At 72.0% G+C, this 20641-nt stretch carries 19 protein-coding genes; 11 read left to right on the top strand and 8 right to left on the bottom strand.

From position 1 onward, the window contains the following. Positions 1 to 122 precede the first annotated feature (122 nt). Together AB0M88_RS16515 and AB0M88_RS16510 are read right to left on the bottom strand one after the other, a co-directional pair. The gene (locus tag AB0M88_RS16515; RefSeq protein WP_364101943.1) at positions 123 to 314 is read right to left on the bottom strand and encodes a hypothetical protein; all 192 of its coding nucleotides are present in this window, start codon (positions 312 to 314) and stop codon (positions 123 to 125) included. Between the two features lie 147 nt (positions 315 to 461). After that, on the bottom strand, positions 462 to 1637 hold the full coding sequence (locus tag AB0M88_RS16510) for a helix-turn-helix domain-containing protein (RefSeq protein ID WP_364101940.1): 1176 nt from the start codon (positions 1635 to 1637) through the stop codon (positions 462 to 464). 684 nt (positions 1638 to 2321) lie between these two features. Between AB0M88_RS16510 and AB0M88_RS16505 the strand changes: the two genes are divergently transcribed. Next, positions 2322 to 4130 (top strand): penicillin-binding protein 2, encoded by a 1809-nt coding sequence (locus AB0M88_RS16505; protein WP_364101937.1) that lies wholly within the window; start codon positions 2322 to 2324, stop codon positions 4128 to 4130. Positions 4131 to 4141: 11 nt separating this feature from the next. Here the strand turns inward: AB0M88_RS16505 and AB0M88_RS16500 are convergent, their stop codons facing one another. Beyond that, positions 4142 to 4996: an LLM class F420-dependent oxidoreductase gene (locus AB0M88_RS16500; protein WP_364101934.1), complete on the bottom strand. Its 855-nt coding sequence runs from the start codon at positions 4994 to 4996 to the stop codon at positions 4142 to 4144. A 64-nt stretch (positions 4997 to 5060) separates the two neighbouring features. On the opposite strand from AB0M88_RS16500, the gene AB0M88_RS16495 reads away from it, so the two are divergent. Both AB0M88_RS16495 and AB0M88_RS16490 read left to right on the top strand, forming a co-directional pair. Continuing rightward, the gene (locus AB0M88_RS16495) at positions 5061 to 6530 is read left to right on the top strand and encodes a GGDEF domain-containing protein (RefSeq protein ID WP_364101931.1); all 1470 of its coding nucleotides are present in this window, start codon (positions 5061 to 5063) and stop codon (positions 6528 to 6530) included. 58 nt (positions 6531 to 6588) lie between these two features. After that, positions 6589 to 7062 carry a DUF1707 domain-containing protein gene (locus tag AB0M88_RS16490; protein WP_364101928.1) on the top strand — a complete coding sequence of 158 codons (474 nt, stop codon included), beginning with the start codon at positions 6589 to 6591 and terminating at the stop codon, positions 7060 to 7062. Here AB0M88_RS16490 and AB0M88_RS16485 read toward each other — a convergent pair. Together AB0M88_RS16485 and AB0M88_RS16480 are read right to left on the bottom strand one after the other, a co-directional pair. Then, complete coding sequence (locus AB0M88_RS16485) at positions 6949 to 8385, bottom strand: YbhN family protein (protein WP_364102138.1); 1437 nt, start codon at positions 8383 to 8385, stop codon at positions 6949 to 6951. The two genes, AB0M88_RS16490 and AB0M88_RS16485, sit on opposite strands and share 114 nt — an antisense overlap. Before the next feature lie 83 nt (positions 8386 to 8468). Continuing rightward, positions 8469 to 9680, bottom strand: a complete 1212-nt coding sequence (locus AB0M88_RS16480) for an MFS transporter (RefSeq protein ID WP_364101925.1) — start codon at positions 9678 to 9680, stop codon at positions 8469 to 8471. Between the two features lie 102 nt (positions 9681 to 9782). Between AB0M88_RS16480 and AB0M88_RS16475 the strand changes: the two genes are divergently transcribed. From AB0M88_RS16475 to AB0M88_RS16440, 8 genes are all read left to right on the top strand, one after another. Beyond that, positions 9783 to 10664, top strand: coding sequence for a LysR family transcriptional regulator (locus AB0M88_RS16475; protein WP_364101922.1), 882 nt, complete (start codon positions 9783 to 9785; stop codon positions 10662 to 10664). A gap of 10 nt (positions 10665 to 10674) precedes the next feature. After that, entirely contained in the window at positions 10675 to 12201 is a 1527-nt protein-coding gene (locus AB0M88_RS16470; RefSeq protein ID WP_364101920.1) for a phospholipase D-like domain-containing protein, read from the top strand. Between the two features lie 96 nt (positions 12202 to 12297). Continuing rightward, complete coding sequence (locus AB0M88_RS16465; RefSeq protein WP_364101917.1) at positions 12298 to 13077, top strand: alpha/beta hydrolase; 780 nt, start codon at positions 12298 to 12300, stop codon at positions 13075 to 13077. A 100-nt stretch (positions 13078 to 13177) separates the two neighbouring features. Then, positions 13178 to 13756 carry a M15 family metallopeptidase gene (locus AB0M88_RS16460; protein ID WP_364101914.1) on the top strand — a complete coding sequence of 193 codons (579 nt, stop codon included), beginning with the start codon at positions 13178 to 13180 and terminating at the stop codon, positions 13754 to 13756. Next, positions 13744 to 15720 carry an ATP-binding protein gene (locus AB0M88_RS16455; protein ID WP_364101911.1) on the top strand — a complete coding sequence of 659 codons (1977 nt, stop codon included), beginning with the start codon at positions 13744 to 13746 and terminating at the stop codon, positions 15718 to 15720. Before AB0M88_RS16460 ends, AB0M88_RS16455 begins: the two co-directional genes overlap by 13 nt. Before the next feature lie 19 nt (positions 15721 to 15739). Beyond that, complete coding sequence (locus tag AB0M88_RS16450; RefSeq protein WP_364101910.1) at positions 15740 to 16219, top strand: RidA family protein; 480 nt, start codon at positions 15740 to 15742, stop codon at positions 16217 to 16219. 4 nt (positions 16220 to 16223) lie between these two features. Further along, a complete protein-coding gene (locus tag AB0M88_RS16445) occupies positions 16224 to 16667 on the top strand; it encodes a hypothetical protein (protein ID WP_364101907.1) in 444 nt (147 codons plus the stop codon). Between the two features lie 148 nt (positions 16668 to 16815). Then, entirely contained in the window at positions 16816 to 17814 is a 999-nt protein-coding gene (locus AB0M88_RS16440; RefSeq protein ID WP_364101904.1) for an aminoglycoside phosphotransferase family protein, read from the top strand. Positions 17815 to 17833: 19 nt separating this feature from the next. On the opposite strand, the gene AB0M88_RS16435 is transcribed toward AB0M88_RS16440, so the two are convergent. The 3 genes from AB0M88_RS16435 to AB0M88_RS16425 form a co-directional block, all read right to left on the bottom strand. After that, positions 17834 to 18718: an aldo/keto reductase gene (locus tag AB0M88_RS16435; RefSeq protein ID WP_364101901.1), complete on the bottom strand. Its 885-nt coding sequence runs from the start codon at positions 18716 to 18718 to the stop codon at positions 17834 to 17836. Next, positions 18715 to 19629, bottom strand: coding sequence for a YndJ family transporter (locus tag AB0M88_RS16430; protein ID WP_364101898.1), 915 nt, complete (start codon positions 19627 to 19629; stop codon positions 18715 to 18717). Before AB0M88_RS16430 ends, AB0M88_RS16435 begins: the two co-directional genes overlap by 4 nt. Before the next feature lie 126 nt (positions 19630 to 19755). Then, positions 19756 to 19935, bottom strand: a complete 180-nt coding sequence (locus tag AB0M88_RS16425) for a hypothetical protein (RefSeq protein WP_364101895.1) — start codon at positions 19933 to 19935, stop codon at positions 19756 to 19758. Positions 19936 to 20641 lie beyond the last annotated feature (706 nt).

Here is a 20641-nt window from a genome sequence, read left to right as displayed (position 1 = left end):
TTGTACCCTCAGCGCCACGGGGTCGAGAGCCGCAGCGAGCTCTTTGCGAGCGGCCTCGCACGGCCAGGGCCTACCGCAGGCCCGGCACGCCCAGCCCGGCCGCTCTTCGACGTGCGCGCCGGTCATCTCCAGCACTGACGTGCGTGCAGTGCATAGACCGCCGCCGACCCCCGACCGTCGTCTTCGTCGGCGAGAGTCAGGTTCGCGGCCGGCACGGGGATCTCCGCGCCGGCCGTGCTGCCACTGTCGATCCATACCCTGACGAATCCGTCGTCCGGCAGTTCCCTCGGACCCACCACCAGCACCGCGATCATTCTCGCCTCCCTTGACCAGGGAGGGCGGCGAGCTACTTGCGGAAGCGCACCGCCCTCGAACTGATCGTGCAAGGGCGCTCGCCGGATAGGGAGACTTCGGACGTCCGCTACCGGATGTCCGCCTGTCCGCAAAGTTGCGGACACCGGTCAGGCGGTGAGCTCCGGCCGATGTACGCGGGCGAGCTCGCGCAGATCGTCGGCCTCGGGGATGCCGGCCCGACGGACACCGGAAACGACCTCAGCGGCCCGCCACCAGTTCGACGGAACGATCCGGCCTGAGGCGATCGCCTGCTGAGCCTCGGCCGCCGCCTCATCCGGCTTCTCGGCGGCGAGCAACGCCAGGCCCAGGTCGAGCCGGGCCGAGGCGACGCGGCGCTGACGGGCGCCCTCGGCCTGCAGCTCGGCGATCACCTCCCGGGCGACCGTCTCGGCGGCCGGGTCGCCTGCCCACGCGAGCGTCGTAGCCGCGTATGAATGCGCCTTGTGAGGGTCGTACTGGTAGTGGTGCTCCGGGTGTTCCGGCGGTGTCCGGTGTTCAGCCATCTGCTCGACCCGGTTGAGTGCCCGGCTGGTTTCCGGCCCATCACCGATCCGGGCCCACGCCCGGCCCTCCTGCGCGGTTGCCTGCACGATGGCGGACCCTCCGGAAGGCGCAATCGCCCGGGCGTGCTGCGACAGCCGCAGCGCCTGCGGGAAGTCGCCGGAAGTTAACACGTGCCAGGCCTTGGTCTCCAGGCACCAGGCGGCGATCTCCTGCTGACCGGTCTGCTCGGCCAGCTCGGCCGCGGTTCGAAGGTACGCGTCGGCCGCGGCACCCTGCTGCAGGTCGATGTGGAGGGTCGCCCGCAGCAATGAGAGCCAACCGCCGACTACCAGCAACCGCCGCTGCTGGATGAGGGTCTTGCGAGCGTCGACCAAGGACCCGACGTAGTCGAGATGCCGGCGAACGCGCGGGAGCAGTTGCACGGGCGGTGTGGTCGCATACGCCATGGCCATGCGGTCGGCGGCATGCTCCAGCCGGTCAAGGGTTTCGCCGCTAACGTCGGACGCGGTGATGCGGCGGCTCAGTTCGAGCGCCTCGATCTCGGCATCGGTGCCATCGCCGGCCGGCGGACGCAGCGTCGCGACGAGCCGGCCGCCGGCCCGGAGTGCCCGGTCGAGGTTCGCCGCAACCGCAGGGTTGGGCGGTCTCGTTCCGTTTTCCAGCTCCGCGAGATAGCTCTTGCCCTGGGTAGCCAACTCCGCGAGCGCTCGGTAAGACAGCCCCCGCTCCATACGCAGTCTGCGGAGTTCTTGGGCGAAACGCGCGGCGGCGTCGGCCATCGGGCTCCCCGGTAGGTCGGGCGGGCCGGGCATCTACTCCCGGCCGCGTCGCAACGGTAACTCGGCGACGTCTGGCGCACGCGTTGCGTCCTGACCAACTCATTCAAAACAACGCCCGGCGTCTTCACCGGTGGCTCACAGTGATCGACACCGACGACAACCAGGGCGAGCGCGAACCCGCATGACCATCCGACGCTCGCCCTTTGCGTGGGCGCGCCCGACCCACTCATGGGTGCATCTCGGTCGGTTCGGTGCATTTCGGTTGCGGGCCGGGAGTCCACAGGTTTCTCGCCGCGCGTCCAGCACGGTGAGCTATCGATCATGTTCTAGCGTTCAATGTCGCACCAGCCGACCGAGCAGAACGGATGGGCGCACATGACGCCGCGCGCTGACGAGCCGCCGCGCCGGGGGCGGGACCCCCGTCGTGGCGCGCCCCGCGTACCCCGCGTTCCGGACGATCGCGACGAGCGGGACCAGGAGCGGCGGCGGCGCGGGGGCATCGGGGCTGCTCGGGCGTACACGCCGCGGGGGCGTACGGTCGCCGAGCGACTCGCCGAAGGCGGCGGGCGCACCCGGACCACCGCCGGTCCGTCGGATCGCCCGGCCGAGCCTGACCGACGGCCCCGGGCCGGGGAAACCGACCGGCGCGCCCGTGTTCCCAAGCCCCGCCTGCCGGAGCCGCGGATGTTGCGGCAGCCGCTGAAGAAGCGGCCGGCCCGCAACACGCCGCCGCCTCCGCTGGCCAACAGCACCCGCCGCCTGCGTTTGTCGACGTTGGCGGCTCTGGTGGTGTTTTTGATGATCGGGATCCGGCTGGTCGTGCTCCAGGTCGTCGAATCGCCGGGGGAAGAGAAGGAGTTGCTGCGCCAGCGCGACAGCCGCCTCACCACGGTCGTCCTGCCGGCCGCGCGGGGCAGCATCCTCGACCGGACCGGCGAGGTGCTCGCGCAGTCGGTCGAGGCGCGTTACATCTACGCCGACCCGTCCGAGATCAAGGATGCGCCGGCGGTCGCCGCCCGGCTGTCTCCGCTGCTCGGCGTGCCGGTCTCGAAGCTCACCCCGCTCATCGCCAAGCATCGGCACCCGAACGGGGACTGGTCGCAGTTCGAGTATCTGGCCCGCGACGTCGACCTGCCGACCGCCGCCCGGATCGCCGCGATGAAGATCGTCGGGATCGGGCAGGGGCGCGACGAGAAGCGGGACGAGCCGGGCGCCGACCTGGCTTCCAACCTCATCGGGTTCACCGGCTACGACCACAAGGGGCTCGAGGGGATCGAGTCCCGTTACGACAGCGTGCTGCGCGGCGCCGACGGCTCGAACGTCTACGAGACCGGCAATCCGGACACCTCTGGCGGCAAGCTCGACAAGCCGATCCCCGGCGGCTACCACAAGGAGACGCCGGCCCGGCCGGGCACCTCGGTGGAGCTGACCATCGACCGTGACCTGCAGTTCGAGGTGCAGCAGTCGCTGAGCGAGCAGCTGCAGAAGGTGCACGCCGTCAAGGGCGCCGCGGTCGTGCTCGACACCCAGACCGGCGAGGTGCTGGCCCAGGCGAGCTTCCCGGGCTACAACGCGGCCGAGCCGGCCGGCTCCACCGCGGCCGACCGGTCCGACGTGGCGAGCAACCAGCCGTACGACCCGGGCTCGATCCACAAGGCGATCACGATCGGGGCCGCGCTGCAGGAGGGCGTGATCACGCCGCAGTCGAGCATCACGGTCGGGCCGGCGCTGCGGGTCGGCGGCGTGCTGTTCCCCGACGACGAGCCGCAGAAGAGCGGGACCAAGCTGACCATCCCCGGGGTCATGGCGCTGTCGTCGGACGTCGGGACGATCCGGATCGCCGACCGGCTGGGCAAGGACAAGCTGTACGCCTACCAGCAGAAGTTCGGGCTCGGGAAGGCGGCCGGCGAGGGTATGCCGGCCGAGGCGTCGGGGGCGCTGCTGCCGCCCGACGAGTGGAGCGGCTCGTCGTACGGGTCGGTGCCGATCGGCTACAGCGTCGACGCGACGCTGGTTCAGATGGTCGCGGCGTACAACGCGATCGCCAACAACGGCACCTACATCCAGCCGCACCTGATCAAGGCCACGATCGCCCCGGACGGCAAGGTCACCGCCGGGCCGGCGCCGCAGACCCACCAGGTGCTGACGCCCGAGGTCGCGGCCGAGATGCGGACGATCCTTCAGGCGCCGGTCAACGTCGACGGCGCCACCGGCACCCGGGCCAAGGTGCCGAATTACCTGGTCGCCGGCAAGACCGGTACGGCCAGCAAGCTGGTCGACGGGCAGTACACCAGCTACAACTCGGGGTCGTTCATCGGCATGGCCCCGGCCGACCACCCGCGGTTCGTCATCGGCGTCTACGCCGACGTCCCGAGCGGCAGCGGCGGCCAGGTGGCGGCACCCGCGTTCAGCGACATGATGTCGACGACGCTCTGGCACTACCAGGTGCCGCCGAGCACCACCCAGCCCCCCACCTTCAAGATCCACCCGTAGCCCGCGCTTTTTCAGCGCAGGCGCGGCACCGCCGCTCCGAGGCGGTCGACGATGGCCGCCCGGTCGGTGATCTCACGCGCGAAGACGTACGCGGCGGTGAAGCCCAGCGGCCGCAGCGCGTCGGCCGCCCGCACGATGTCGTCGCTGCTGGTGCCCGGGTCCATCGGGAAGATCGTGGTCTTCTCGATCTCGTCGTAGTCGCGGCCGACCGCGTCGCAGTGCCGCCGCAGCACGTCCAGCTTGTGGGCCACCACCTCGGGGCTGCCGCCGATGTTGCAGGCGTCGGCATATTTCGCGACCAGGCGCAGGGTCTTCTTCTCGCCGCCGCCCCCGATCATGAGGTACGGCTTCCGGCTCACCTGGGGGACGTTCAGCGTGCGCCCCAGCTGATAGTGCCGGCCCTGGTAGGGGCCGTCGGCGTCGGACCACATCTGCCGGCAGATCTGGATCGCCTCCTCCAGCCGCTCGAACCGCTCGGCGGTGGGCGGGAAGGCGAATCCCAGCCCGGCCGACTCCTCGTCGTTCCAGGCCGCGCCGATGCCCAGCCCGACCCGGCCGCCGGACAGCGCGTCGAGCGTGCTGATCTGCTTGGCCAGCAGGCCCGGCTCGCGATAGGTCACGCCCGTGACCAGCGTGTGCAGCCGGGCGCGTGAGGTGTGCGCGACGATGAAGCCGAGCGTCGTGTAGGCCTCCAGCATCTCGTGGTCGGCCGGGCCGACCCCGCGGATCTGCCAGAAGTGGTCCATCACGGTGATGCGGGCGATGCCGGCCTCCTCGGCGCTTCGCACGTGGTCGGCGAGGGCCGGTCCGAGCCGCGCCGGCCCGTCGTTCCAGGTGAAATCCGCGATGTGCAGGCCGAGTTCCATGCCTCGGATGCTAACCCGGCCGAAGACCTTCAACCGGACCGCGGCCCAACCGATAAGGACCGGTATGAGACGTGTGCCGGCAGCTGCAGTACCCGCGTTCGCCGCGGTCGCGGGGTCGGTGTCCGTGTTTGCGCCGGGCACCATGAAGGCCCACATCGCGTATCTGATCGGCTTCGCGGCCGTGGTGGCCGCCGCCTGGCTCGGATTGCGGAACATCTCCGGGCCCAGCAAGGGCGCCTACCGGCTGGTGTGTGCCGCGCTCAGCGTCTGGCTGACCGGCGACATCCTGTACGACATCCTGGACAAGGTCGCCGGGCCGCTGGGTGACGTCTCGGCCTCCGACGTGCTGTGGCTGTCGGGCTATCCGCTGCTGGTGACCGGCCTGGTGAAGATGGTGCGGTTGCGGGCGCCCGGCCGCCAGCGGGACGGCATGCTCGACGCCGCCGCCATGACGACCGTGGTGGCCTGGCTGTTCTGGCAGTTCCTGATCCTGCCGGCGGCCGAGAGCCAGGACCTCTCGCTGGGCATGTTCGTCGGGGCGGCGTACCCGTTCGGCGACGTGATGCTGTTCGCGGCCACCGCGATCCTGGTGTTCGCACCCGGTTCGACCCGGGGCCCGGCCCGCTACCTGGTCACGGCGCTGACGCTGACCCTGATCGGCGACATCAGCATCTCGCTGCTCCCGATCCTGTTCCCCGATCTGTCCCGTTCGGGCCAGGCCGACCGCTTCGACGGCCTGCTGCTGCTGGCGAACAGCTTCCTCGCGGCGGCCGTCGTGCACCGGGACGCGGACAAGGTGGCGGAGCCGGAGGACACCCAGGCCCAGCAGCGGCTGCACCCGGTGCGGGTGGTGTTCCTCGGCATCGCGCTGGTGGTGCTGCCGACCGTGACCGGGCTGCACTCGTTCGGCACCCTGGTCAGCCGGGCCTCGCTGCTGATCTCGATCGCGATGCTGACCTCGTTCATCCTGGTCCGCTTCGTCTTCGTCGTCCGCGAGCAGGAGCGCATCAAGGCCGCCCTGGCCCATCAGGCCGAGCACGACCAGCTCACCGGCCTGGCCAACCGGGCCGCGCTGCGTGCCGAGCTGGAGCTGGAGCTGTTCCGGGCCTCCGGGTTCGGCCCGGTGATCTATTACATGGACCTCAACGGCTTCAAGCAGATCAACGACCGGTACGGCCACGCCGCCGGCGACCTGATCCTGGTCGAGTTCGCCCGCCGCCTGACCACGACGATCCGCCCGGCCGACACCGCGGCCCGGCTCGGCGGCGACGAGTTCGTCGTGCTGGCCACCGGCATCGACGACGACGCCGGCGCCCGCGGGCTCGCCCAGCGGCTGCGCGAGCTGGCCGAGGAGCCGATCCAGTGGAACGGCGAGACCCTGCACTTCGGGGTCAGCGTCGGCCTGGCGGCCTGGGGCCCGCTCGACCGCCCGAACGCCGACGCTCTGGTCGCGGTCGCCGACGCGGCGATGTACTCCGAGAAGGTGGCCCGCAAGGAGGCCCTCGCGGCTCTGGTCGAGACCGTGGACCACTGATTAGAGATCGGCCGAACGGCCGAGGGCGGATAGCCGATAAGCCGGTAGCATCCGGCGGATGACCGACGTCAACCGGATGCGAATCTCAGACGCCGACCGTAGCGAGGTCATTGACATCCTGCAACGGGCGACGGTCGAGGGGCGTCTCGACCTCGATGAACTCGAGGACCGGGTGGCCGGCGCGCTGGCCGCCCGCACCTGGTCGGACGTCGATCCGCTGATCGATGACCTGCCGGTCGCCGTGGAGCCCGAGCCGGTTGAGGCCGACGACGATCGGCCGGGCGCCCCGACCACGGCCACCCACGTCGGCTCGGTGGCGACGCTGGTGGTCGGCGGTGCCGCGATCGCCGGCAGCTTCGCGACCCCCTGGGGAGCGCTTTCCGGCATCGTGTCGGCGGTGCTCGGCGCGGTGCTGCTGCTAGGGCAGCAGGAGTTGTCCGGCTGGGACCGCGCGGCGGTCCTGACCGGCATGATCCTGGGTCTGCTGCCGTCGGTCTTCTTTCTGATGTTGCTGGTCATCCTTGACCTCTGACGCCTCGCCCGGCGGCGCGCCGTCCCCGGGCGCCGGTCCGGCGGTCAGCCCCGCGGCCGACAGCGGAACGACCAGGCCGCCGGCCGACGACGCGGCGACCAGGTGGGCGACCGACGTGGCGGAGAAGCCGGCCGGCGAGGAGCCGACCAGGCCGGCCGGCGACGACGGGACGACGAGATCGCCGGTCGACGAGGCGGCGGCGAGATCCACGACCGATGCGGCCATCGCCGCGGTGGCGACGACATCCCCGGCCGGTGAGGCACCGACCACGGCCAGGCGCCGCGGGCAGGCCGCGAGGCGCCGCATGCTGGTGCGCGGGCCGGCCGGCACCTCCCGCACGACCGGGGCGGCCGGCCGGGCCGCCGTCAGGCGGATCTGGAGCCAGAAGAACCAGCCGAGGCTCATGATGAAGCCGAAGCTGATCACGCGGTAGAGCACCACCGTGGCCACCGCGGCCGGCGAGGCGACTCCCCCGGCGATCAGGCCGAGGATCAGCGCGCTGTCGACGATGCCGAGCCCGCCCGGCACGATCGTCAGCGAACCGGCGGCCATCGCGGCGCAGAACGCCAGCACGGTCGTGGCCGACGCGGCCGGGTGCTCGCCGACCGCGTTGAAGCAGAGCCAGAGGCAGGCCGCGTCGAGCAGCCAGTTGAGCAGGGCCAGCGCCGCGGCGGACGCGCCGTGGGCCGGGCGCAGGCGCGCCGCCCGCAACTGGTCGAGGAAACCGGCGATGCGCTCGAGACCGTCGGCCGCGGGCCGCCGGCGGAGCCGGTTGAACGCCGCGAGCGGCGCCTGCACGGCCGCCGGGCGCCGGGTCACATGACGTACGCCGAGTACGAGCAGCACGACCACGCCGACGAGCACGAGGAAGTGACTCCAGTGGGTCGTTCCCCCGGCCCAGAGCGCGCCGCCGACGGTGATCGCGGCGAGGGCGGCGGACGACAGCAGCCCGCTCAGCGCGATGGCCCACGAGGCGACGGCCGGGCTGGCCCCGAACCGGCGCATCTGCTGATAGTTGAGCCGGGTCGAGAAGGCCGGCCCACCGGGCAGCGTCTCGTTGAGCGAGTGGGCCGCGTACGCGAGCCGCACGTGGTCGAGGTTGGACGCCCGCACCCCGGCCGAGCGCAGCAGGCGCCGCTGCATGTGGGCGTAGGCGCTCATCGCGGTGAGCTCGGCGACGACGGCGAGCGCCAGCCAGCCGAGGTGCGGCGCGCGCAACTGGCGCAGGGCCCCGGCCAGCGACGACCAGCCCAGCACCAACTCGGTCGCGATCAGGGCTAAAACCGCGGTTATGGCCGCATAGCGGACCCACTTTTTCTTCATCACCGCCGGCTCCTGACCCCAAGACTCGTCTGAAATCGATCAAGAACCGGGAGCGCCGGAGTATTTCCCAGGTGATGGGCGTCTCAGGCCGGACGACGACGAATGGTGTGATTGGCGGCCAACAGGACAGCGGCGACGGCCGGGATCGCGCCGCAGACCGACATCCCCAGCCGGGCCCCGTAGTGGCTGGTCAGCGCCCCGATGATGGGAGCACCGATCGGGGTGCCGCCGGTGAAGACCAGCATGTAGAGGCCCATGATCCGGCCGCGCAGCCGCGGGTCGGACCAGAGCTGCACCGATGAGTTGGCCATCGCCTGGAACGCCAGGTTGGTCAGCCCCATCGCGACCAGCAGGACCAGGAAGACGCCGAGGCCGGGCGCGACCGCCGCCGCGACCTGGCTGACCCCGAACGCGGCCCCGGCCAGCACGATCAGCCGCAGCCGGGTGTGCACCCAGGCCGCCGCCAGCAGAGCCCCGGCGACCGAGCCGATCGCGAGCATGACGTTGAAGACGGCGTAGGTGCCGGCGCCGCCGCCGAAGGTGTCGGTGGCCATCGCGGTGAGCACGATCGGGAAGTTGAGCCCGAACGTGCCGACCATGCCGACCAGCAGGATCGTGCGGGCGACATGCGGCCGGTCGGCGACATATCGGGCGGTCGCCATCATCGCTCCGCTTTCCAGGACGACCGGCTTGGCGACCGGCAGGCCGCGCAGCCGCAACAACCCGATCGTCGGACCGGCGTAACAGAGGGCGTTCAGCGCGAACACCCAGCCGGTCCCGACCGTACCGATCAACAGGCCGGCGACCGCCGGCCCGACCAACCGCGTGGTCTGAAAGACCGCCGCGTTGAGCGAGACCGCGCCGCGCAGCAGACCGGGCGGCACGACGTCGTTGACGAACGCCTGCCGGGTCGGCGCGTCGACGGCCAGGATCACGCCGCTGAGCAGCGCGAAAGCGTAGAGGTGGGCGGGGCGGACGACACCGGCCGCGGTCAGCAGGGCGAGCAGCCCGGTCAGCACCGCGTTGGCGGTCTGGGTCATCAACAGGATGCGGCGGCGCGGAAAACGGTCGGCCAACTGGCCACCGTAGACGCCGAGCAGCAGCGTCGGCAGGAACTGGAGTGTCATCACCAGGCCGACCGCGAACGCGCTGTGCGTCAGGCGGAGGACCAGCCAGTCCTGGGCGATGCTCTGCATCCAGGTGCCGGTGTTGGCGAGGCTCTGGCCGATGAGATAGATGCGGTAGCTGGGGTTTCCGAGGGCGGCAAACTTTTCGACGGCAGCGGCCGCGGTCACAGGGGAACGCCTCATCTCGGTCGTGGCTTGTCCCACCAGCCTTTCCGAGCGCGCTCCTATACTGAACCCCGATCATCCGACGCACTGTTATTCGGTTTGCTTATGACGACGTACGACCCCGCGCTGCTGCAGACCTTGCTCACCGTGGCCCAGACCGGCAGCTTCACCCAGGCGGCGGCCCGCCTCGGGGTGCGGCAGCCGACCGTCAGCCAGCACATCAGCCGCCTCGAGAAGCAGACCGGCCGCACGCTGATCCTGCGCGACACCCACTCGGTGGCGCTGACCCCCGACGGCGAGGCGATGATCGGGTTCGCCCGCAGCATCCTGGCCGCGCACGAGCAGGCCACGGCCTATTTCAGCGGCAGCCGTCCCCGGGGCCGGCTGCGCATCGGGATGTCCGACGACCTCGCCCTGACCCGGCTGCCGCAGATCCTGCGCGACTTCCGCCAGACCCATCCGCTGGTCGACTACGACCTCACGGTCGATCAGAGCGGCCGGCTCAACCAGCGGCTGGAGGAGAACCGGCTCGACGTCTTCATCGGCAAGCGACCGCGGGGCGAGGAACGCGGCCGGCTGGTGAAGCGCGAACGCCTGGTCTGGGTCGGCACCCCGGGCACGAAGCTCGACCTGGCCCAGCCACTCCCCCTGGTCGTCTATCCGGCGCCCAGCATCTCGCGCACCGAGATGCACCGGGCGCTCAACCGGGCCGGATTGCCCTACCGCGGCGCCTGCGTCTGCCGGGGCGTCAACGGGCTGATCGCCGCGGTGGCGGCCGGCGTGGGCATCTCGGCGCTGGCCACCAGCCTGGTGCCGCCGCAGCTGACGCCGCTCGGGCCGGCCCACCGGCTGCCCGAACTGGGGAGCATCGACCTGGTTCTGCTCACCAGCCCGCGGGCCGAGCGGCGCCCGGCCGTACAGGCGCTCATCGCGACCGTGCTCTCCAGCGGTTCCCAGTCCTTCACCGCGCCTCGGGAAGCCCGCTAGATTCTTGCCCATGGAGCCGCTCGACGATCTTGTGACTCGCTATCTCTCGCCCGCGGTGACCTCGCACTGTGAGAACTCGTCGGTCGAGTTCGTGGTCGACGGCCGGGAGTGGATGCGGCGCATGCACGAGCTGCTGACGTCGCTCGGGCCGGGCGACGCGGCGTACATCTGCGGCCTGCAGATGGACCCGGAGATGGACCTGACCGGCCGGCGGCCCGGCGAGCCCGGCTACGAGCCGCTCGGCGACCTGCTGGCCGGGCTGGCGGCCGACGGCGTCGACGTGCGGATCATCCTGGCCGGGGCGGTGGTGAGCAGCAGCATCACCCGGCCCACGATCGGGCCGTTCCACCAGAACGTGACCTCGGCCCACCGGTTGCGGCGCCGGCGGCGCGACGGCGGGAAGCCGCCGCTGGCCGACCGGGTGCTGCTCGACTGGTCCGGCTCCGGCGTCGGCTCCAACCACCAGAAGGCCACCATCGTCCGGCGCGGCGACGAGCTCATCGCGGGCGTGGGCGGCATCGACTACGTGGCCAGCCGCATCGACGAGACCCCGCACCAGCGGCTCGAGGTGCAGGGCGCCCGCTGGGGCTGGCACGACGCGGGCACGATCATCCAGGGCCCGGCCGCGGCCGACGTCTGGCGGGTGCTGCGCATGCGGTGGATCGGAGCGGTCAACCTGCCCCGCCGGCGCTATGTCTGGCCGTCGGTCAAGGGCCTGCCGGTTCTCAACCCGCCCAGCGTGGCGCCCGAGATCGAACCGGCGCCGCCCCAGAAGACCCACGAGGCGCCGGGGCAGGCCTGCCAGATCCTGCGGTCGGTCGGCCCGTGGTACATCGATTCGCTGCTGCCCTGGGAGCGCCGGCACTACGGTGACCTCTCCCCCGACGGCGTGCGCGAGATCTACCACACCCTGGTGCAGGCGATCGGCGCCGCGCAGCGCTACGTCTACCTCGAAGACCAGTACTTCCACGAGTACCCGGGCGGCGACCACCGCTTCGAGCTCTATCCGCACCTGAGCGCGGCGGCCGCCCGCGGGGTCAAGGTGATCATGGTCGGCTCGGGCACCCGCGACCCGGTCGAGTCCGGTCCGCTGATCAACGGCACGGTCAACCACGACCTGCAGAAGAAGGTCATCGACCCGCTGCCCCCGCGGCAGCGGCGCAACGTCGGCCTCTGGCGGGTCGAGCACCTGACGGTGCACGCCAAGGTGGTCATCGTCGACGACCGGTTCGCCGCGGTCGGCTCGGCCAACCTGTTCAGCCGTTCGATGGTCGGGGTCGACACCGAACTGACCACCGCGGTGGTCACCGCGGGCGATTCGGTGCGGGACCTTCGCGTACGCCTGTGGGCCGAGCACCTGCGCACGCCGGTCGCCGACGACCTGCGGCCCCACCTGGAGAACCTCGACCTGGCCATCGGCATGTTCCGTCCGGAGTGGCTGCCGCCGCGGGCCCCGGCCGGTTCCTGGCGTACGCCGGGCATGCCGGCCGGCTTCGCGCCGCTCGAATCCGTGCTGACCTTCGTCGGCCCGGCCTGACCTTCATTCGGCTCAGTCGATGAACGGCTGGTGTCGTCGCTTACCTTTCCGTGGCTTCCCGGCCGATTGTTAAGAAACGTCTGGTAAACAGCGTGGATGACGTTTGCCTGGTCGACGGTCGGCACCGTCCACGTCAACGGCGTCCGGCTGGGCTTGCGGGAGGCCGGTGACCCGGCCGGTGCGCCGGTGCTGCTGCTGCACGGCAGCGGCAGTAACGCGCGCACGTGGGACCGGTTCGCGGCCCGGCTGACCGCCGCCGGCCGACGCGCCCTCGCCATCGACCTGCGCGGCCACGGCACCAGCGCCCGGCCCGGCCACTACTCGCTGGCCAGCATCCGCGACGACGTGCTCGACCTGCTCGACCGGCTGTCGCTGCGCGGCGCGGTGCTGGTCGGCCACTCGGTCGGGGGCTATGCCGCACTCGCCGCCGCCCAGCAGGCCCCGGAGCGGGTCGGTGCCCTGATCCTCGAGGACCTGGCCGCGCCGCCGCGACTCCGCAGCCCGCTGAACGGGTTCAACCCGCTGCAGGCGCTGGCCGCGGCGGCCGGCATCTTCACCGCGCGGCGCGACTACGAGCTGCGTGCGGTCGGCTCGATCCTGCGCCAGCTGACCCGCCCGGACGCCGGCTGGTGGGCGCGACTGTCCGAGGTGGAGCAGCCGACGCTGATCCTCTCCGGCGGCCCGGCCAGCTGCATCCCTCCGGCCCGGCTGGCCGAGGTGACCGGCGAGATTTCGGGCGCCCGGCTCGCCACGATCCCGGTCGGGCACCGCGTGCACAGCCTCGCCCCGGACCAGTTCGCGGCCGAAACTCTGCGGTTCCTGGCCCACCCGCACGTCCCCGGCTTCCGGCCCGCCGCGGTCGCCGTCGAAGCGTAGGAGTGTCCACACACGGCGGTTGAGTAGCCGTACTCAAGAGCGCGCCCGGCCGATCCGGCAGGTTGGGCACCATGAATTCGACGGATCATGGTGAGCCCGCGTGACCCGCGCGGCGCACGCGGCCCGGCGCCGCGACACGGTCTATCGCTGGGCCACCCTGCTGCTCGCGGTCGCACTGGTCCCGGCCGCCCGGCTCGTCGGCGGCCGCGGGTCGGGACGCCATCTGGCCTGCCAGTGGGCGCTGGGCGCGCGATTCCCGGCCGAGAGCCTCGACGGCCTCACCCCGGCGACCCGGGCGGCGTTCGAGGCGGCCCGCACCCGCGCATTGTGGCGGCACGGCGAGCTGATCGGGCTCACGTCCGGGCACCGGCGGCCCGAGGAACAGGCGCGGATGTTCGCCGAGGCCGTACGCCGTACGGGATCGGCCGAGGTGGCCCGCCGCCGGGTGTTGCCGGCCGAGGAGTCGAAGCACGTGGCCGGTACGGCTCTGGACGTGCGCCCGGCGGAGGGGGCGCGCTGGCTGGAGAAGCACGGCGGACCGCACGGCCTCTACCGGATCTACGACAACGAGTGGTGGCACTTCGAATACCGGCCCGAGGGCCGGCCCGTGATGCTGCCCCACTCGGGGGTCACCCGCCGCATTGATCAATTTGAAATGATCACCGCATGGACGAGGTGACCACCGCCGCCGGGCCGCGACTGACCGCGGTTCTCGGCGGCGTGGGCGGCGCCCTCCTTCTCGTCGTGGCGATGTCACCGGACTCGAACGCGGGCGGCCTCGCGCCGTTCCTCGGGCTGGTCGACATCGGGGGTTTCCACGGCGAGGGGTGGGCGCTCCCGATCACGACGATCGCGGTGACCGGGCTCGGGCTCGCCCTGACCCGCTTCTGGCCCTGTCTGCTGGTCGCGGCCGGCCTGGTGAGCATCGCGCCGGTGCTCCTCGAGCCGCCCTTCGCCCCGGCGTCGGAGCCGTTCCCGCTGTACGTCGCCGGCGAGGTCCGCGGCCCGCTCGCGCTGATCGGGGTGCTGGCCTGCGCGCAGGGCCTGGTCCGCCGCGGCGCGGCCGGCTGGGGTTCGGCGGTCACCGGGCTGAGCATCGGCGCGGCCGTCCTCGGCTCGGCGTTGCTCGGCCCGATCTGGGTGTCCAGCGCCGGCCTCAAACACGACCACCTGGTGATGCTCGCGATCGGCGTGCTCGCCCAGGCCCCGATGCTGCGGGCGCGGCCGCGCGGCGAGCCGGAGATCGCCGGACCCTGGTGGCCGCGGGTGCGCCTGCCGCTCACCGGCATGCTCGCCGTCGCCGCGGTCATCCCGTTCGGTCTCCTGTCGACCGACCAGCTCAGCCGGCTGCTCGGGGTCGGCGCCGACCAGCTCCAGCGGCATCCGCTGGCGGTCGAGGGCGTGTTCGGCGCGTTCCTGCTGGTGACGACCCTGATCCTGGCGCTCGTCTCCGGGCTCTGGTCGTTCGGCGGGGTACTGACCGTGGCGATCACCCACACCGCCGTGGTGGCGCCGCTGCTGCTCGCGATCACCGGCCTCGGCCTCCAGCCCACGACGAGCTGGCTGGCCACGCTGGCCGGCATCGCGATCGGCGCCGGTGCCGTCGCCGGCCGCTGGCGGATTCCGGGCGCGGCCGGGCTCGCGGTGGGTGCGTCGGTCGCGCTCTTCATCGCGTACGCGGCGACCGGCGGATGGCCGCAGAAGCTGGCCGACCAGAGCGAAGTGGTGCCCTCGGTGGTGATCCTGGTCCTCATCGCCGCGGCCGCGACCGCGGTCACCGGTGCCACCGCCCCGGTGCTCGCCCCGCGCGGCGCCCTCCCGACCGCGCTCGGCCCGCTCGCCACGATGCTCGGCACCGGCGGCATCGCGGCCGTCGCGACCACCTACCTGGGCAGCAACGGCGAACCGGAGTCGTCGTTCCTCAACCCGGTCCAGCACCTGAACACGGCGGCGATCCTGCTGCTGGTCGCCGCCGCCGCGATCGGCGGCCTCGGCCTGGCCGACCTGCTCGCCGCCCGGCGGGCCGAACGGAAACGCACCGAGCAGATACGCCAGGAGGCGGCGGCGGCCGAACGTGACCGGCTGGCCCGGCCGATCCACGACGGCGTCCTGCAGGTGCTGGCGCTGGTGCAGCGGCACGGCTCCGAGATGGGCGGGCCGGGCCCGGAACTGGCCGAACTGGCCGGCGCCCAGGAGGTGGCCCTGCGCAACCTGCTCAGCGGCCACCCGGCGGGCGGCGGTTCGGCGCGCGAGGACCTGCGTACGGCCCTGATGAGGCTGGCCTCGCCGGCGATCGACGTGGCCGCGCCGGCCGACCCGGTGATGCTGCCGGGCCGGGCGGCCGGCGAGCTGACCGCGGCCGTCCTGGCCGCACTCGACAACGTACGCCGGCACGCCGGCCCCGGCGCCCGCGTCTGGATCCTGCTCGAGGACGAACGCGACGGCGTCCGGGTGACGGTCCGCGACGACGGGGTCGGCTTCGGACCCGAACGGCTGGCCGAGGCGGCGGCCCGGGGGCGGCTCGGCGTGGCCCAGTCGATGCGCGGCCGGATCACCGACCTGGGCGGCACGACGACCATCGACAGCCGGCCGGGCGAGGGCACGGAGGTCGAATTCTGGGTGCCGCGGCGGAGCCAGGGCTGAGCGGTTCTATGGTCGCGGCATGGAGATCGAGAACAGGCTGAGCGATCTGGGCCTGACCCTGCCCGCCCCGATGAAGACGCCGCCCGGCGTGACCCTGTCGTTCCCGTGGGTGCGGGTGCACGGCGACCGGGCCTTTGTCTCCGGGCACGGCCCGCTGCTGGCCGACGGCTCGCTCGCGGGACCCTTCGGCAAGGTCGGCGACCAGGTCACCGAGGAACAGGCGTACGCGAGTGCCCGTCTCACCGCGCTCGCGGTGCTGAGCAGCCTGAAGGACGCGCTCGGTGACCTCGACCGGATCGTGGCCTGGCTCCGCGTCTTCGGCATGATCAATACGGCACCGGGTTTCGTCCGGACCCCGGCCGTCATCAACGGCTTCTCCGACTTGATCGTGCAGCTCTGGGGCCCGGAGGCGGGCAGCCACGCGCGCTCGGCGGTCGGTCAGGCCGCCTTGCCGTTCGACATCCCGGTCGAGATCGAGGCCGAGGTCGCTATCCTCTGACCGCATGCAACCCATGCAGCTGACGAAGCAGTTCACCGAAGAGCAGTACATGAAGGCCCTGAGCTCGTGGTACTGGCTCGACGGCCTCGACGCGCTGACGCCGGGGTTCGCGTCGCTCTTCGGCGACCTGTTCCTGGTCGACGCGGACCGGGCGTGGTGGTTCCTCGACACGATGGAGGGCACGCTCAACCGGGAATGGAACGGCCGGGACGAGCTGCTCGCGACCCTCGACACCGAGCAGGGCCAGGACCGCTACCTGATGGGCGGCCTGGCGCTCGGGGCGTTCCACCGGCGCGGGCTCGAGCTCGGCCCCGACCAGGTGTACGCCTGGGCCCCGCCGCCGATGATCACCCGCAGCTTCGAGGTCGACGACATCGCGGTGTTCCCGTTCGTCGTGGCCGTGCATGTGGCCGGCCAGTTCCACGCGCCGCAGGTCAGCCGCCCGTAGGCGTCCCGGCCGGTTCAGTTCGTTGTCGCTGCCGCTTCAGGCCGGGCGCGCGGACGGGCTCCGGCATGGCCCGCCCACCCGGGACAGCCGATGGGTGGCTCCAACTAACTCCGTTGACCGGCGACGACAACCGGGCGATCCTCGGCCCATGCCTATCGACGCGGTCAGCCGGGCCCGTCTTGCCCGTGTTCTGCGCGTGGCCCGGTTGCCGGCCGAAGCTGCGGGCATGCCACCCGTGCTCCTGCCCAGCGATTCCAACGACGCCTGGCGCATCGGGCCGGTGTTCCTGCGCATCTGCTGGCGCGGCGACCGGGGACGCTTCGCCCGCGAGGCGGCGGTGACCCGGGCACTTCCGTCGGGGGTGCCCTACCCGGAGGTGCTCGACACCGGCTCCGACGGAGACCTCGCGTGGCAGGTGACCCGGGTCGTCGAAGGCGTGCCGCTGGCGACGCTGTGGCGTGGCCTGTCCCGCGCGCGGCAGCGCGATGCGGTACACCAGATCGGGCAGGCGCTGGCGGCCCTGCACGCGCATCGGTTCCCGGCCGGCGTCGTCGCGGAGCTGGCGGCGCCCCGGCCGGTCGGCGACACTTCGGCATCGGCGTTCGTCGGCGCCGACATCACGCCCCTGCCGCTGCGACGCACCGAGGCGCTGCTGGCGGCGGCGAGACAGGAGGGCCGCGCCGACCACGCCCTCCTCGACGACGTGGCGGCCCGCCTCGGCGAACTTGCGGACGCCGACCCGCTGGCCGACACCGACCCGCTGGTGGGCGCGGTGACCTGCGTGCACGGTGACGCACACCTGGCCAACGCGCTGTGGAAGGACGGGCGGCTGACCGCGCTGCTCGACTTCGAATGGGTCCGGCTCGGCCCGCCCGACCTCGAGCTCGAGCCCTATCTCCGGGCGGACGTCACCGGGTTCGACGAAACCGAGGTGCGTGAGGTGGTCGGCTGGCTGGCCGAGAGCTATCCGGCGCTGCTCGCCACGCCCGACCTCGTACGCCGCTTGTGGCTGTATCAACTCGCGACCGGGGTGCGGGAGCTGTTCCTCGACGGGTCCGGGCAGCCGCGGGACAACGACGCGCAGAGCTGGCTGCGCGACATCGTCAAGGGCCCGGACCATGTCCTGCGGATCCTGCCTTCTCGGTGACCTGAGGCCGCGCGCCCGGTCACGCCTCGGGGATGACCCGGTCGAAAACGTCGCGCGCCTCGTCGGGGTCGGGTCCGTTGCGCCGCCCGGTGTCCAGAGCGTCGATTGTGGACATCTCGGCCGGCGTGAGCTCGAAGTCGAACACGTCGAAGTTCTCCGCTATGCGGCCCGGGTTGGTCGACTTCGGGATCGCCGACCGGCCCTCCTGCAGCTGCCACCGCAGCATCACCTGGGCGGCGGTCTTGCCGTGTGCGGCCGCGATCCCCGCGATCGCCGGGTCTTCGAGAACGTTGCGCCGGTCCTCGCCCCAGCCCGGATAGAACGTGATGCCGCCGATCGGCGACCAGGCCTGGGTCAGGATGCCGTGCTCGGCGTCGGCCTTCTGCACGTCGGGCTGGCTGAAGTAGGGGTGCAGCTCGATCTGGTTGACCGCCGGCACGACCTCGGTCCGGTCCAGCAACGAGGAAAGGTGGTGGCGCATGAAGTTGCTGACGCCGATCGCGCGGACGTTGCCGTCGGCCAGCAGCTTTTCCAGCGCGCGGTAGGCGGCGACCGTGCGGTCGAACCGGTCGGTGGCCGGCTGGTGCAGGATCAGCAGGTCGATGCGGTCGACGCCGAGCTTGCCGGCCGCCTTCTCGAAGGCGTGGAGCGTCTCGTCGTAGCCGTAGTCGCTGACCCACACCTTGGTCTCGATGAACACCTCGTCGCGGTCGACGCCGGAGCGGCGCAGCCCCTCGCCGACCTGCCGCTCGTTGTTGTAGGCGGCCGCCGTGTCGATGTGCCGGTAGCCGACCCGCAGCGCCGTGTCGACGGCCGCCGCGGTCTCCTCGGGCGGGCTCTGGAAGACGCCGAAGCCGAGCGCGGGCATCCGGACGCCGTTGTTGAGTGTGAGTTCCTGCGTCATGCCCTCGACGCTACCGGCGCGCCCGGTGACGTAGGAGGTACCAGCACTACTCCCCAGGCGGCTCGGCGCCACGCCAGCAGCGAACACAGGGCGAAGCCGAGCGCGTTGGCGACACCGTGGGTGGCGACCATCCAGCTCACCGGGAGATGCGGCAGCCCGCTCGCCCAGTCGAGGGCGAGCACCATCGTCGCCGCCGGCACCACCGTGCCCACCCGGAACAGCACGCGGGTCACCAGGTCGAGCGGCCGCGCCTGGTGCCACGTCACCCACCCGGTCAGCCACATGCCGAGCGTGAGCACGGCCGCCCCGGCCAACTGCACCGCGTCACCGGCGAAGTAACCGATCAGCACGATCAGCGTCCCGCCGGGCACGCACCACGCCGCGGCCGTCGTCACCGGACCGGGCTTCCGATCGACCAGCAGCGCCGCCACGAGCGCCGCCGCGAACCCGGCATAGTGGAAATGCGCCACGGTCAGCGCCAGCGTGTCGAGCCCGAACCCGAACAGCCGATAACCGGCCCGCTCGGCCACGAGGGCACTCCCGGCGATCACCGGCCCGGCCAGCGCGGTCAGAAGAGCAAGATCAAAACCCATTTCCCGTACGCCGGGTGCCCGTCCCGCCCGATCCTGGCCGCGCGGCGCGATTTCCATCACCGCGCCGGTCAGAAGAACAGCCGCCGCGGTCACGTAGGGCAGCGCCATCGTGGCCGTCACCAGCCCGCGCGGCAGCCACAGACTCACCGCCGCCGGCAGCGCGACCACCACCCACCAGCGGCGCACGACGGCCACTCCCGGCCCCGGCACCGCCACCAGCGACAGCCCGAGCGGAACGATCACCAACATGCCGGCCCCCGCGAGCAGCACCACAATCGCGTGAGCCCACGGGATCAGCCCGTGCAAGCCCTCAACCATGCCCCCACGGTACGCCCAAAACTTGAACACGTTCAACTACGTGCCCCGCTACGTCGCTTGCCGGTGATCGTCGTGGCGTCAACCAGGCGGAACGCCTCCGGCCGGAGCGCGCGGCGGCCCGCGCAGTCAGCCTTGCGCAACCGAGGCGGACGAGGATGGCGACGGGGACGCTTCGGGCCGGAACAGGACCAGGCAGCCTGGTCGCTCGCCCGCATGAAGTTGCGACAGTCGGGTCATCGGCAAGCCGCCGTTGAAGAGTTGCTGCGGCGCGCCGCCGATCTGCTGGGTGAGCACCTCGGTCACCACCGGGTTGAGCCCCCGGCTACCCGCAGATGTCGTCGCCCGCTGGGACGTGGGCTGGGCGAGATCCTCCACAGAAGACGGATCGCGGGAGGCCCACCACAACCCGGCAGCGGCTGATGGTCGAACCATCCGCCCGCGTCTCGCCGACAGGGCGCGAACAGAAGGTCATCGCCCGGCGCCGGGCCGAGCCGTTCCCACCAGTGCAGATAGAACGCAAAGTCGGCCGGGTCGAGCGGACCACGCCGGACCCGGGACCAGATATATAAGCCCATTGCCTCGACGCTCCCCGAAGGCATTACGTCGGGCGTTCGGTAACTGTTGCGGTCTGGACCGCGGCTCATTCCGCCATTACGGCCCAATGATCCTGATCGATACGGCCGGGGGGGTGTCCCCGGGGCCGGCACAGCCCACCGGGCCGGCGGGGGTGCCCGATCGCACGTCGGCGCCGAAGGGATCGCTCGGCCGAGCCGGCAGCGCCGACCGGGCGGACGTGCCTGATCTGATCGGCAGGACCGGCCCGGTCGGCGGAGCCATCTGATCCAGGGCGTTGCCCGGTCTGCCCGTCGGCAGCGGCCGACCGCGCCGGCCTGACCAGCCTGGCCGGGCACTGCTCCATCTGCCCACTTGCGGGACCTGCCCCGATCAGCCGGGCCAGCCGGGCCGGCCGGATTAGCCGGACCGCCCAGGCCAGCCGAACCGCCCAGGCCAG

The sequence above is a fragment of the Actinoplanes sp. NPDC051411 genome, assembly GCF_040682075.1.
Taxonomy (GTDB): Bacteria; Actinomycetota; Actinomycetes; order Mycobacteriales; family Micromonosporaceae; genus Actinoplanes.
This window is presented reverse-complemented; position numbering and strand designations above follow the sequence as displayed.